Origin of the sequence: Providencia sp. PROV223 (assembly GCF_028479245.1) — a bacterium.
Taxonomy (GTDB): Bacteria; Pseudomonadota; Gammaproteobacteria; order Enterobacterales; family Enterobacteriaceae; genus Providencia; species Providencia rettgeri.
The window spans coordinates 122,998-137,448 of sequence record NZ_JAMPNG010000009.1 but is presented as its reverse complement, the minus strand read 5'-3'; the positions used below and the strand labels follow the sequence as shown (position 1 = coordinate 137,448).

Genomic DNA, 14,451 nt, shown 5'->3' with positions numbered 1-14,451 from the left:
TCACCTATCTATTTTTATTAATCATGCAGCTTTGGCATATCAGCAATTTCATCTTTCGTCGCACGCCCTAGTAGTGCTTGCGCCGCCTCTAACACATTTTTATGGCGGTAAAGGATTTGATAAATTTGCTCAGTAATTGGCATTTCAACACCTGCCCGCTCAGCCAGTGCGCGGACTTCTTTGGTATTACGATAGCCTTCAACGACTTGGCCAATCTCTTTTTCTGCATCTTCAACGCTAACGCCATCACCTAGCATCATACCAAAACGGCGGTTACGGGATTGGTTATCTGTACACGTTAACACAAGGTCACCTAAGCCTGCCATACCCATAAAAGTTGCAGGGTCTGCTCCCAAAGCTGCACCTAAACGACTCATTTCAGCTAAACCGCGGGTAATCAATGCAGTACGTGCATTCGCACCAAAGCCCATGCCATCAGAAATACCGGCACCAATAGCAATCACGTTTTTTACTGCACCGCCCAGTTGCACCCCAACCATATCCGGGTTCTTATAGACGCGAAAGCTCTTGCCGCAATGGAATAACTTTTGTAAGTCATCACCAAATTGGCTATCGCTTGCGGCAACAGAAATTGCTGTTGGTAAACCTGCGGCGAGCTCTTTTGCAAACGTTGGACCGGACAACACAGCCAGAGGAATTTCATTACCTAATACCTCACGTGCCACTTCTTGCAACAAACGGCCAGTATCCCTTTCTAAGCCTTTAGTCGCCCAAATAATACGGGAGTCTGCGCGTAAGTATGGCTGGATTTGTTTTAGTACATCACCAAAAACATGGCTCGGTACCACAATCAAGATATTGGGGCTCGCCTCAACGGCGCGTTTTAAGTCCGTTTCGAGAGATAAACTATCAGGAAAAGAAACGCCAGGCAAAAACGCCTGATTACTGCGATCTTGTTCTAATTGATGAATGTGTTTTGGGTCATGGCCCCATAACACAACCTGATGTGCATTACGTGCAAGCGTAATGGCTAAAGCGGTGCCGTACGAGCCGGCACCGATCACTGTCATTGAAGCAGTATTCATTAAGCGTCCTGTTGAGCTTCTGAGTTCTGCGCTTGTTCACCTTGTTGCTGCTGTAAATAGTTCATGAACAGTGCATCAAAGTTAACTGGCGCTAAGTTCAATTGTGGGAATGTACCACGGCCCACTAAGCTAGTGATTGCTTCACGTGCATATGGGAACAGGATGTTCGGGCAATATGCACCTAAGCAATGTGCCATTTGAGTACCTTCAATACCTTCGATAGAGAAAACACCCGCTTGCTGGACTTCACACAGGAAAGCGGTTTCTTCACCTAAAGTTGCAGTCGTTGTGACGCGTAAAACAACTTCATAAACACCTTCAGACAGCTGAGTTGAAGAAGTATCTAAATCTAATTTAATTTCTGGCTGCCACTCGTGTTGAAAGATGTGTGGTGCATTAGGTGCTTCAAATGAAACGTCTTTTGCATAAATGCGTTGAATTTGAAAAACCATTTCTGAGTTGTTTTGTTCTGACATAGTTTATGTACCTTTAACTTCCATATGAATTTTCCCTGTCATTCTTTGAGCTACAGGGGTGTTCGCTGCATTGCGCTACCCAAGTCACATACTGCGAATATAACTTGGGAGCAAATACATGCTGGATAACTACTTCTTACCACGAGCTAGCGGAAGGTTTTCACCTGCCCAGCCAGAGATCCCTTCTTTCAGGACAAAGACTTTTTCAAAACCGTGTTGTGCCAGCTGTTCAGCAGGTTTACCTGATTCCATACCACTCGCAGAAACGATAATCACTGGTTTCTGTTTGTGTTTTTCTAATTCACCTAAATTATTCTCTTTAATTTCAGACGGTGTTAAGTTAATAGAATCAATAATGTGCCCTTTACGGAAATCATCGCGAGAACGTAAATCGACAACAACCGCCTCTTCTTTATTAATCAGTGTAATCGCTTGTGAACGAGCAATCACTTTCGTTTTAGAGAAAAGGCCTTTAAAGGTCATAACAACCACAGCAACTAATAGCGCTATCCAAACCAGACTCAATAACATGTTCCGGCTTACAAATTGCATGATTTCTTGGATCATGGGGGGCAATCACTCCCGTTAGTTAAAAACGAATATCAAAGGGTTCTGAGTATACCTTTGTGTTGAGCTAATTACAGCCAATTCCCGCAAACTAGCTTATTTTTTTTGCGCTAAGGCACGCAAAATTAACACCGTTCAGTGAAAAATCGCTTTTCTGTTTCGAAGCGGTACGCAAATATTTTATCATAAACGTGCGAAACAGGTCTAAATCGTGCTTCAAATAGGCAGTGAATAAGAAAAAAGTATTGAATACTGGCTATACAAAATAAATCAGTGATAATAAAACTGTGTTATTTGACTTAATATAGTTCTGATTCAGGGCAAAAGTCCGAATTTATAAATGTTTTCAATACTATTTGTTAGACAGTGCTGGAAACCATCACTTGCAGATGAAATAATCAGTTATTGCATTTAATTGAGGTGATTTATCACGATGGCCAATACACATCATCGAATGAAAATTTCATTTATTCGTCAGGCTATTAGCGCTCTCTTTGGGTTAGGGTTGCTTGCGCTCGCCCCAACACAAACTGTGTTTGCCAACCAGATCACTGAAAATAAAGGGCAATTACATGATTTACTCAAAAGTATTGCTGAAAAAGAAAAAAGCGTAAAAGAACAACAAGCCAAGCGCTCAGCACTGCTTGAACAACTTAAACAACAAGAGCAAAGCATTTCCGCCGCAGGGCGTAGCCTGCATGAAACTCAAAATCAGCTAAAACAATTAGATAAAGAAATTGTTTCCTTAAATAGCAATATCAAGCAGCTACAAACCAAAAAACAACAACAAGAAAAATTATTAGCTGACCAACTAGACGCTGCCTTCCGGTTAGGTAAACACCAAGGGTTAACCCTCATGTTCAAAGGTGAAGAAGGCCAGCGAGAAGAACGTATTTTGGCCTATTACAGCTATTTAAATCAGGCGCGTGAAAAAAACATTGCCGCATTAGAAGAAACCACTAAAGAGCTACAAGAACAAAAACAACTCGAACAAAAAAAACAAGCCGAACAAAAAACAACGCTGGCTCGCCAGCAACAAGAAAAACGAAAGTTGGATAATGCACGTGCTTCACGGCAAAAAACCTTAAATGCCCTTGAAAGTACATTAAAAGAAGACCAAAAAAATCTTGCTGTTCTAAAACAAAACGAAGCGAGATTACGCGACAAAATTGCTCGCGCCGAACGTGAAGCTAAGGCCAGAGCAGAGCGAGAGGCAAAAGAAGCGGCACGTATTCGCGCACAAGTCGCTGAAAAAGAGCGCCAAGCCAAACAAAAAGGCTCAACCTATAAACCGTCAGAGAGTGAACGTTCACTGATGTCCCGTACTGGCGGTTTAGGGCGCCCTGCTGGGCAAGCTATTTGGCCAGTTCGCGGCTCATTGCTTCATAACTACGGTGATGTCATTTCCAGCGAACTACGTTGGAAAGGCATGGTTATCGCCGCTAATGAAGGAACGCAAGTCAAAGCCATCGCTGATGGGCGTGTGTTACTGGCTGACTGGTTGCAAGGCTATGGGCTCGTTGTCGTCGTTGAGCACGGTAAAGGGGATATGAGCCTGTATGGTTATAACCAAAGTGCCTTAGTGAATGTTGGCCAAGAGGTTAGAGCGGGCCAACCTATCGCCTTAGTGGGTAGCAGTGGCGGCCAAGAACGTCCTGCCCTCTATTTTGAAATTCGCAGACAAGGTAAAACCGTGAACCCTCGTCCATGGTTAGGACGATAAATTTTAAATTCAATTAATTAGGATAACATTATGTTGAAGCACTTTCCCTTTCGGCCACTCATTCTCTTCTCATTATTGATGATGTGTCTACCGGTGAGTGCTGCAAAATTAGCGATTGTGATTGACGATTTCGGATATCGCGTCAAGGAAGATAACCAAATTTTAGCCTTATCCCCAGCGGTGACTATTGCCATTTTGCCAAGCTCACCTCATGGCCGTGAAGTCGCAGAAAAAGCGCATCAGCAAGGACGTGATATTCTCATTCACATGCCAATGAAACCATTGAGCAAGCAACCATTAGAGAAAGACACATTGGCCCCATCGATGAGTTCAGAGGAAATTGACCGTATTATTAAAAATGCGATAAGCCGGGTTCCCTATGCAAAAGGTATGAATAACCATATGGGAAGTGAGATGACGTCTAACTTGGCAGGAATGCGCCATGTGATGCACAGCCTGTCAAAGTCAAACTTGTTTTTCCTCGATAGCGTGACTATTGGCAATACTCAAGCAGGTAATGCTGCCAAAGAGTACAGCGTTCCCACGTTACGTCGCCATATTTTTATTGATAACCACCAATCGGAAGAAGAAACCCGCACTCAGTTGAATAAAGCCGTTGCTTACGCGCGTAAACACGGCAGTGCGGTTGCCATTGGCCATCCGCACCCATCTACCGTTCGAGCCTTGCAAAAATACCTTGCCCAACTTCCTGCTGATGTTGAATTAGTTGCCGTTAGTGCTCTGCTAAGCCCTCAATCTAAAACTAAACAATCAACATCATTAAGAATGTTATCTGAAGAAGCGAAGAAGGCACAGCCTCAGTCCGAACAACCAATGCAAAATGAAATAAAAACAGCGCCAACCGAAGAAGCTGTTATTGGGCAACCTGAGACCGTTAGCCAACCAGAAAATGTGATTATTCCGCAAGAGCTCGGTATATGTGAGTTTACATTACCAACCTCTAAGCGACAGGGAATTGATTTTATTATGTTTGTTGTTGAGAGTATTTATAACGATAAGGCTTTACAACCCCTGCTGGTTTCGGGCGATAAAGCGCAAAAACGCCCGCTTTTCAAGCAACAGCAGTAAGCCATTTGTATTCCCCCTTCTTAGTGCAAAAGCCAAGAAGGGGACTGGATATGATAAAAATTTAATCCCAGTTTAAAATCACTTTACCAGATTGGCCTGAACGCATGATATCAAAGCCTTTTTGGAACTCATCAATGGGGAATTGATGAGTGATAATTGGTGATAAATCTAAACCAGATTGAATGAGTGTCGCCATTTTGTACCATGTTTCGAACATTTCTCGGCCGTAGATCCCTTTAATAAATAACCCTTTAAAGATCACTTGGCTCCAATCCGTTGCCATTGAGGCAGGAGGAATCCCTAATAGGGCGATTCTGCCACCGTGGTTCATGGTGTCTAACATGGTCTGAAAAGCGGCTGGAGCACCAGAAACTTCTAATGCAACATCAAAACCTTCTTTCATTCCCAATTCGTTCATCACGTCTTTTAAATTTTCACGACTGACGTTCACGGCACGGGAAACCCCCATTTTTTTCGCGAGTTCAAGTCGATAATCATTCACATCCGTGATAACAACATGTCGTGCTCCCACATGTCGGCACACTGCGGCTGCCATGATGCCAATAGGCCCAGCGCCGGAAACCAGCACATCTTCCCCCACTAAATCAAAGGAAAGTGCCGTATGAACTGCGTTACCAAATGGGTCAAAAATCGCCGCTATTTCATCAGGAATGTTATCGGGAATTTTAAAAGCATTAAATGCGGGGATCACCAAATATTCAGCAAAACACCCTTCTCGGTTAACCCCAACTCCAATTGTATTGCGGCAAAGATGGGTACGCCCGCCGCGACAATTTCGACAATGGCCACAAGTAATATGCCCTTCCCCTGACACTCGGTCACCAATTTTAAAGCCTTTGACTTCCTGCCCAATTGCAACAATTTCCCCTATATACTCATGACCGACAACCATTGGAACAGGAATAGTTTTTTGTGACCATTCATCCCAGTTATAGATATGTACATCCGTACCACAAATCGCAGTTTTACGAATTTTGATCATCACATCATTGTGCCCGAGTTCCGGTTTCGGAACATCCGTCATCCATATACCTGGTTCAGCTTTCAGTTTGGACAGTGCTTTCATAAAAGACCTTTTATTTGATTATTTTTAGTTTTCTACCAATGCGGGTGAATGCATCAACAGCGTGTAAAATATCCTCCTCACTATGCGCTGCAGACATCTGAGTGCGAATACGTGCCAGACCTTGCGGTACAACAGGATAGAAAAAGCCCGTGACATAAATACCTTCATCAAGTAACTCTTCTGCAAAAATTTGGGCAAGTTTAGCTTCACCTAACATGACTGGGATGATGGCATGGTCTGCTCCAGCCAAGGTGAAACCCGCTGCTGTCATTTTTTCCCTAAATAACACAGCATTACGCCATAACTTCTCACGTAATGAATGACCTTCTTTCATCATATCGATCACTTTGATAGATGCGGCTACAATTGCAGGAGCGAGTGAGTTCGAAAATAAATAAGGGCGAGAACGCTGACGCAGCCATTCAACGACCTCTTTTTTCGCTGCCGTATAACCACCGGATGCACCGCCGAGGGCTTTACCTAATGTCCCCGTGATAATATCGATACGCCCCATTACATCGCAATACTCATGGCTACCACGGCCATTTTCCCCAACAAAACCAACAGCATGTGAATCATCCACCATCACCAATGCTTGGTATTCGTCGGCAAGGTCACAAATGGATTTTAAATCCGCGATAACACCATCCATCGAGAACACACCATCTGTGGCAATCAAAATATGGCGAGCCCCTGCTGTTTTGGCTTCCTCTAAACGTGCTTTTAATTCCACCATATTGTTATTGCTGTAACGGTAGCGTTTAGCCTTACTTAACCTAACCCCATCAATAATTGATGCATGATTTAATGCATCTGAAATAATGGCATCTTCCGGCCCTAATAAGGTTTCAAACAGCCCACCATTTGCATCAAAACAGGATGAGTAAAGGATCGCATCTTCCATACCCAGAAAATCCGCCAATTTACGCTCTAAAGTTTTGTGGCTGTCTTGCGTTCCACAAATAAAGCGCACAGACGCCATCCCAAAACCATGGCTATCCATTCCTTGTTTAGCGGCCTCGATGAGTTCGGGGTGGCTTGCAAGACCAAGATAATTGTTAGCACAGAAATTAATAACTCGCTGGCCACCTGCAATTTCAATGTCAGCACCTTGTGAAGTCGTAATAATGCGTTCGTTTTTAAATAACCCGTCGGCTTCAATTTGTACCAATTGCTCTTGAATCTGCTGATAAAATCTTTCTGACATGATTTCTTCCTGTAAAGTGACTATTAATTGAGTTTAATAATAGTCTCTACACGTAGCGATATTCACAGCATAAATAAGTTAAGTTTGTAGCCAAGATCACGATATTTCCCTTGTTCTCATTTAAGTGTTAGCTCAATTCTCTTCTATCAATGCTACCGTCAGCGCCAAGAGATGTTATTATAGTCACCAATTACGATCCTATTTTCTTAACCCATTTGAGGTATACCCAATGATCATAGTCACTGGCGGAGCTGGTTTTATTGGCAGCAATATTATTAAAGCCCTAAATGCAATCGGCCGTACAGATATCCTAGTCGTTGATAATCTGAAAGACGGGACTAAATTCGCTAACCTTGTTGACCTTGATATTGCGGATTATGCAGATAAAGAAGATTTTATTGGCAGTATCATTGCGGGTGATGATTTCGGCGATGTCGATGCGGTATTCCATGAAGGTGCTTGCTCGTCAACCACGGAGTGGGATGGCAAGTATATGATGGACAATAACTATCAGTATTCGAAAGAGTTACTGCACTATTGTTTGGATCGCGAAATCCCATTCTTGTATGCTTCTTCCGCGGCAACCTATGGTGGTCGTAGCGATAATTTTATTGAAGAGCGCCAATTTGAAAAACCATTAAATGTCTATGGTTATTCGAAATTCCAATTTGACCAATATGTGCGTGAAATCCTGCCTGAAGCTAACTCACAAATCTGTGGTTTCCGCTATTTCAATGTCTATGGGCCGAATGAAGACCATAAAGGCAGCATGGCAAGCGTTGCTTATCACTTAAATAAACAAATCAATGAAGGGCAAAGTCCAAAACTGTTCGAGGGGAGCGATACTTTCCGCCGTGACTTTATTTATGTGGGTGATGTGGCTGCGGTAAACTTATGGTTCTGGGAAAATAATGTTTCAGGTATTTTTAACTGCGGAACAGGACGTGCGGAATCTTTCCAAGCTGTTGCTGATGCAGTCACTGAATTCCACAAAGATAAAAATGTGGCTATCGAATACATTGAATTCCCTGAAAAATTAAAAGGTCGCTACCAAAGCTTCACACAAGCTGACCTCACTAAGCTACGTGCCGCCGGTTATACCGCACCATTTAAAACGGTTGCAGAAGGTGTCACCGAATATATGCACCTGCTCAATAAAGACGCGTAACGCTTATTTCTGAAAAATTATTTATGAAAATATTGGTGATCGGCCCTTCATGGGTAGGGGATATGATGATGTCACAAAGCCTTTATCGTACGATCAAGGCGTTGCATCCCCATGCACAGATTGATGTGATGGCACCACAATGGTGTCGTCCTTTACTCGCCAAAATGCCCGAGGTTAACGAAGCCATTCCTATGCCTCTCGGACATGGTGCTTTGGAAATTGGGGAACGTCGTCGATTAGGTAAGAGTTTGCGGGCAAATGGCTATGATCAAGCTATTGTGTTACCAAATTCCTTAAAGTCTGCATTTGTGCCTTTCTTTGCAAACATCCCCAAAAGAACAGGGTGGCGTGGAGAAATGCGCTATGGCCTACTCAATGATATTCGTCCACTAAATAAAGAAGCTTTTCCTTTAATGGTGCAAAGATATGTTGCTCTTGCTTATGATAAGCAAACTATTAAATCAGCTTCCGATATTCCGACACCCATTTTACCGCCTAAACTGGTGACGGTGCCGCAAGAAGTTACTGAAACCCTGCAAACCTTTGGGGTTGATGGTTCTCGCCCTATTATTGGTTTTTGCCCTGGCGCAGAGTTCGGCCCCGCCAAACGTTGGCCCCATTATCACTACGCCTCTCTTGCTCAAACACTGATTAGCCAAAAAGGCTATCAAGTACTGCTATTTGGTTCACAAAAAGACCACGAGGCAGGTGAAGCCATTCGTCTAGAGCTGACCGATGATGCGAAATTACATTGCCATAATTTTTCAGGTAAAACATCTTTAGAACAAGCCGTTAATCTAATCGATGCCTGTAATGCAGTTGTCAGTAATGACTCTGGTTTGATGCATGTCGCGGCAGCGCTAGGTAAACCTCTTGTCGCCTTGTATGGCCCAAGTAGCCCTGATTTTACCCCACCATTATCAGATAAAGCAGAAGTGATCCGCCTAATTACGGGGTATCACAAAGTGCGTAAAGGTGACGGTGAAAGTGGTTATCACCAAAGTTTGATTGATATCCAACCTCAATTAGTTATCGATGCGTTAGCTCGGTTAAATATAGGTATTGAATGATGCGAGTATTATTAGTCAAGACATCTTCAATGGGGGATGTTTTACACTCATTACCTGCACTGACCGATGCACAGCAAGCCATATCGGGTATTCAATTCGATTGGGTCGTTGAGGAAGGCTTCGCGCAAATTCCAACATGGCACAGTGCCGTTAACCAGGTGATCCCTGTGGCCATTCGCCGCTGGCGAAAAAATTGGTTTTCTGCGCCGATCAGAGCCGAACGTGCCGAATTTCGCAAGAAATTACAAGCAACACATTATGATGCTGTCATTGATGCACAAGGGTTATTAAAGAGCGCTTTTCTTGTCACCCGCTTAGCGCATGGTGATAAACATGGCTATGACCGCCATAGTATTCGCGAACCATTAGCCAGCTTCTTTTATGACCATCGTTACGCAATCAGCAAGCAACAACACGCCGTTGAACGTATTCGCCAGTTATTTGCCAAAAGTCTTGGTTACACCTGCCCAACACAACAAGGCGATTACGCGATTGCTCGACACTTTTTGCAGTCTGCAGAAGAGCATCAAAGCCCTTATGTCATTTTTTTGCATTCAACTACCCGTGATGACAAACATTGGCCTGAAGAAAATTGGCGAGAACTTATTGGACTGATGGCTGAAAGTGGTATCAAAATCAAATTGCCCTGGGGAGCACCTCATGAGCAGCAACGTGCAGAACGATTAGCAAAAGGCTTTGATTTTGTTGAGGTCTTACCTAAACTCACGTTAGCTGAAGTTGCACAGCAAATTGCAAACGCTAAAGCGGTGGTTTCTGTCGATACTGGGCTTAGCCATTTAACAGCGGCACTTGATAAACCTAATTTTACCCTGTTTGGCCCCACCGACCCCGGCTTGATTGGGGGATATGGGCAAGGGCAACATACGATTAAATCTCCGAATAACCATATTGAGGATATAAGTGCTATCTACACTTATGAACAGTTGAAACATTTTCTATAGAAAGGTATCTTAGCTACTCAAGCCTTTTAGTCTTTTACCGCATCATTTACGTAGGCAATCTTTTTTCGTCTACTCAATACCAGACATTAATTATAATGAATAATTCAATTACAATCATAACGGCATTTTTTGACATCGGTAGAGGAAATTGGAATGCCAAGAGTGGTCGATCCGATAGATTAGAAAGAACTGCAGATACTTATTTTGAACACTTTCAACGATTGGCTAAACTTGATAATAAAATCATTGTTTTTACCTCCCCAGATTTAGAAGATAAAATCCTTAAACTTCGAGAGGGTAAACCTACTCATATAATTACCATTAATCTACATCAAAAATTTAAATTTATAATAGAAAAAATATCTTCTATTCAGCACAGTGATTCATTTAAAAGTCTTATAAAGACAGATCAATTACAAAATCCTGAATATTGGTCTGCCGAATATGTATTAATTAACAATTTGAAACCTTATTTTATTCATAAAGCCATTAAGTCCGGACTCACGGGTCAGGAACTCATTGCATGGGTCGATTTTGGTTACATCCGTAGAGAAAAAACACGGTATGGATTGGTTAAGTGGGCTCATCCATTTGATCGTAGTAAAGTTCATCTTTTTTCTATAAAAAAAGATTTGGATTTACAAAATGAACAAGCTGTAATGGACAAAGTCATCAACAATGAAACCTATATTATTGGTGGTGTGATTGTTGCGACTAAAGAAAAGTGGATTGAATTTTACCAGCTTGTTTTTCAAATACAGAAAAAATTAATACAATCTGGTGTTATTGATGATGACCAAGGCGTATTTTTAATTTGTGCTAGTCAAAAACCTAGTTTATTTAAATTAAACTATCTCGGCCATATGGAGTGGTTTAAAGTATTTAGATTATTTAATAAAGGCTCAAAAGTTAATTACTTAACACGTCTAAAAATTTTACTGAGAAGAATTAAATAATATTTAATTAAAAGCCCACCTTGTCTCTACAAGGTGGGTTTTCTCTATTTCTCTGGCGCAATAAACCCAAAGCACATGGTTTCAGGGGCGGCATCCGGTTCAGAACGATAAATCACATCTTCTTTTTCTATCGTAAATTGTGGCCAGAACTTACGTACCTTGGCAAAGTTTTCATGGGCGCAATCATCATATTTCTTGCCCAGCAATAATGCACCATGTTGACGAATTTCGGCTTCAGTAATATCACGGTTGTACACATTTGGCGGCATATGTTTTTCCATTGACCAGGGTTGGATCACATGCGGTCTATCCTTGCCATAAATAATAAACCATTGATATTGGTTATCTTCTCCACCAACATATTTAACTGGCGTGCCATATCGCTGATACCAACGCTGTTCCCCGTCTGCTATCAAGGTTTTTACGCCAATAAATTTTTGCCCTGCTCCACGGATATTCGCTGCCTGAACCGTGATATAACCAACCACGACTAAAACACCAAAAATGGCAAAACCAACCAATGACTTCTTAAACGGTTTTCTTGGCATCACGGTTATTGAGCCAACAAATAAAGGCGCACTAATAGCCATAAATGGCTGTAACCATTCAGTTATTCGACCACCATCGTGGAAAGAGAACCAGCCGTATATCACAACCAGTGGAAAAAGAAGGATAAAGTTAGCCATGCGGTTAGGCAACGCTTTAGGCCACCCTAACTTTCCGCCACTGCAATAAACAATAATCGCAGCAATCACTAACGGATAAAACACGCTAAGTGCGGCTTGTGTGGTATGAAGATTAAACCCAGGGTCGATTTGTGAATCTACCCATTTGAACGCCGAAAAGTCCGTTGCCATCAACCAAAAGAAATTTGGCAATACCAAAGCAAGCCATAAAGCAATCGCAAGGTAAAAAACAGGATGACGATAACTTTGACGAACTTGTTTTACAAATAGGGTCAATAAGAAAACAGACCCAACTAGCGCCAAGGTTGAGTATTTACCCATAGTTGCAAGACCCGCAAATAAGGCAAACGGTAACCACCATGCAGGGTTATCATCAACAGCACGTAAAAAGAAATAGATAACCCAAGGCCATAATGTCACTAAAATATAGTTATCATTATAAGGAATGATATCGAAATTAATGACACCAGATAAATTCAACATTAGCATTGCAAACCAAGCGAAATCACGACGCCCAGTCAAACGAAAGGTTAGCTTCCACACCCCAAGTAAACCAAATGCAATACCGACAAAATGGCTAAAATACCAATAAAAGCTGTAGGAGATATCAAGGTAAATTGCAGGCCACATCATGACGCCAACAAACCATGGGTTTTTAGGTGATCCCCACTCCCCATTCATTCCCCAGTTCACTGCTTCTACTGTGTCATAAGGTACGGTTGGGTCGAAATAAAAACTCGCTAAGATCCAAACTATGGCATAGCTTATGACCCATAAATAAACATATTTATTTGAAATTGATTGATTAGTGGCTGGCATATAGTCTTAAAAAGATAAGCAAAAGTTCCAACATTCCATTTGGATACTACCCTAATAGTAATAAACCAAATCGAATGACTCTATAATAAACGAGGCAGTCTACTATAGTTTAAATGCAATACTAGGATGTGCCATAAAATATTCGCAATTCATTGCTGTAATGTTCAAGTTAATACTCAAAAAAAGACATTACTTAGCTTTATTGCTCTCTCGGGGGTAAATAGGGTTGTAACAGTTTTAATAATCGTTGAAGAGCGCCTTGGTTCTCATGAAGAACCTCGGCGGCATGGCGCCCATAATATAACCGGTAATCTTCATCAGAAAGTAAACTGGTCACGGCTTGAGCCATTGATTCACTGTCTGTCACCGTAATTAAGCCATCTGCTTGAGTTAGTTTTCCACAAATATCTTTGAAATTAAATGTGTGAGGCCCCATTAACACAGGTAGCGCATGAGCTGCCGCTTCGAGCGGATTATGCCCTCCAGTTTCTACCAAGCTTCCCCCGACAAAAGCAATGTCTGCAATTCCATATAACAGCATCAGTTCACCCATGGTATCACCAATCACCACTTGAACCTCTGCGGAAGGAATCGTATTCGCACTGCGACGAATAAAGGTTAAACCGGCTTTTTGAGTTAGTTCTTCTGCTTTGGCAAAGCGTTCTGGGTGACGAGGGACTAAAATTAACAATAAATCAGGAAAACGAGATAATAATTTTTGATGTGTTTCTAAGACAATCGCTTCTTCACCCTCGTGAGTGCTGGTCGCTATCCAGACTGGGCGATGCGCCGCCCATTGTCGGCGTAAAGTTATTGCCCTGACAGCTAATTCAGGCGTCACAGAGATATCAAACTTCAGGCTCCCCGTGACACTCAATTGCATTCGCCGCAACCCTAATTGAACGAAACGTTCACCATCTTCCTGATGCTGTGCTGCGACCATGGTGACATTACGAAGCATTCGTTTCACAAAGCTGCCTAGCTTTTGATACCCTGCAGCAGAGCGCTCAGAAAGTCTTGCATTTGCAATAACCAATGGAATTTTACGTTTATGCAATTGGTTAATCATATTTGGCCATAGCTCAGTTTCCATTATGATCACAAGTTTTGGGTCGACTTGTTTCAGGAAGCGGTGCATTGAGCCAGGAAGGTCATAAGGTAAATAAACGTGGTCGACATCATCACCAAATGCAGAAAGAACACGCTCTGAGCCCGTTGGTGTCATCGTGGTTACTGTAATTGGCAAAGACGGATAATGATGGCGAAGTGCGCGGACTAGTGGAACGGCTGCGAGGGTTTCCCCGACAGAAACTGAATGTAATAAAATACCTTGAGGTTTTACTTTTCCCGCACAAAAGCCATATCGTTCACCCCAGCGTTTACGATAGGCAGGCGCTTTACGGCTGCGCAGCAATAGGCGAACCCATATAAATGGTTGGATAAGATAAAGAAGTACCTGATATAGACGCAGCAATAACATTCGATCTGATTCACTTACCAAAATTGGCGCTATCTTACCATAAAGCTCAAATAAAAGTGTGTAGAATATGCACCTAAAAATAGCAGTAAAATCTCATATACAGTTGCAACCCTAC

At 42.3% G+C, this 14,451-nt stretch carries 13 protein-coding genes; 6 read left to right on the top strand and 7 right to left on the bottom strand.

Annotated elements, in window-relative coordinates; translation table 11 throughout:
- Positions 1-17: 17 nt before the first annotated feature.
- The 3 genes from gpsA to PR767_RS12110 form a co-directional block, all read right to left on the bottom strand.
- Positions 18-1,046 carry an NAD(P)H-dependent glycerol-3-phosphate dehydrogenase gene (gpsA, locus tag PR767_RS12120; protein WP_004265161.1) on the bottom strand — a complete coding sequence of 343 codons (1,029 nt, stop codon included), beginning with the start codon at positions 1,044-1,046 and terminating at the stop codon, positions 18-20.
- Complete coding sequence (secB, locus tag PR767_RS12115) at positions 1,046-1,522, bottom strand: protein-export chaperone SecB (protein WP_004906947.1); 477 nt, start codon at positions 1,520-1,522, stop codon at positions 1,046-1,048. The genes gpsA and secB overlap by 1 nt, the downstream gene beginning before the upstream one ends.
- A gap of 129 nt (positions 1,523-1,651) precedes the next feature.
- Positions 1,652-2,089 (bottom strand): rhodanese-like domain-containing protein, encoded by a 438-nt coding sequence (locus PR767_RS12110; protein WP_004265159.1) that lies wholly within the window; start codon positions 2,087-2,089, stop codon positions 1,652-1,654.
- Positions 2,090-2,522: 433 nt separating this feature from the next.
- On the opposite strand from PR767_RS12110, the gene envC reads away from it, so the two are divergent.
- Both envC and PR767_RS12100 read left to right on the top strand, forming a co-directional pair.
- Positions 2,523-3,812, top strand: a complete 1,290-nt coding sequence (gene envC, locus PR767_RS12105; RefSeq protein WP_115168198.1) for a murein hydrolase activator EnvC — start codon at positions 2,523-2,525, stop codon at positions 3,810-3,812.
- Positions 3,813-3,842: 30 nt separating this feature from the next.
- Positions 3,843-4,901, top strand: coding sequence for a divergent polysaccharide deacetylase family protein (locus tag PR767_RS12100; RefSeq protein ID WP_210850486.1), 1,059 nt, complete (start codon positions 3,843-3,845; stop codon positions 4,899-4,901).
- A gap of 61 nt (positions 4,902-4,962) precedes the next feature.
- Here PR767_RS12100 and tdh read toward each other — a convergent pair whose 3' ends face one another.
- Positions 4,963-5,988 (bottom strand): L-threonine 3-dehydrogenase, encoded by a 1,026-nt coding sequence (tdh, locus tag PR767_RS12095; protein WP_004906937.1) that lies wholly within the window; start codon positions 5,986-5,988, stop codon positions 4,963-4,965.
- 10 nt (positions 5,989-5,998) lie between these two features.
- On the bottom strand, positions 5,999-7,195 hold the full coding sequence (locus PR767_RS12090) for a glycine C-acetyltransferase (RefSeq protein WP_272520386.1): 1,197 nt from the start codon (positions 7,193-7,195) through the stop codon (positions 5,999-6,001).
- Positions 7,196-7,424: 229 nt separating this feature from the next.
- On the opposite strand from PR767_RS12090, the gene rfaD reads away from it, so the two are divergent.
- The 4 genes from rfaD to yibB all read left to right on the top strand — a co-directional run bounded on the left by rfaD (position 7,425) and on the right by yibB (position 11,351).
- The gene (gene rfaD, locus PR767_RS12085) at positions 7,425-8,363 is read left to right on the top strand and encodes an ADP-glyceromanno-heptose 6-epimerase (protein ID WP_004906933.1); all 939 of its coding nucleotides are present in this window, start codon (positions 7,425-7,427) and stop codon (positions 8,361-8,363) included.
- A gap of 23 nt (positions 8,364-8,386) precedes the next feature.
- Positions 8,387-9,433 carry an ADP-heptose--LPS heptosyltransferase RfaF gene (gene rfaF, locus PR767_RS12080; protein ID WP_110731535.1) on the top strand — a complete coding sequence of 349 codons (1,047 nt, stop codon included), beginning with the start codon at positions 8,387-8,389 and terminating at the stop codon, positions 9,431-9,433.
- A complete protein-coding gene (gene rfaC / locus PR767_RS12075) occupies positions 9,433-10,395 on the top strand; it encodes a lipopolysaccharide heptosyltransferase RfaC (RefSeq protein ID WP_109912523.1) in 963 nt (320 codons plus the stop codon). The genes rfaF and rfaC overlap by 1 nt, the downstream gene beginning before the upstream one ends.
- Positions 10,396-10,490: 95 nt before the next feature.
- Positions 10,491-11,351 carry a protein YibB gene (yibB, locus tag PR767_RS12070; protein WP_004906927.1) on the top strand — a complete coding sequence of 287 codons (861 nt, stop codon included), beginning with the start codon at positions 10,491-10,493 and terminating at the stop codon, positions 11,349-11,351.
- Between the two features lie 44 nt (positions 11,352-11,395).
- Here the strand turns inward: yibB and PR767_RS12065 are convergent, their stop codons facing one another.
- Positions 11,396-12,856, bottom strand: a complete 1,461-nt coding sequence (locus PR767_RS12065; RefSeq protein ID WP_196719880.1) for a glycosyltransferase family 39 protein — start codon at positions 12,854-12,856, stop codon at positions 11,396-11,398.
- A 199-nt stretch (positions 12,857-13,055) separates the two neighbouring features.
- Positions 13,056-14,336, bottom strand: a complete 1,281-nt coding sequence (gene waaA, locus PR767_RS12060) for a lipid IV(A) 3-deoxy-D-manno-octulosonic acid transferase (protein WP_004906923.1) — start codon at positions 14,334-14,336, stop codon at positions 13,056-13,058.
- Between the last annotated feature and the right edge of the window lie 115 nt (positions 14,337-14,451).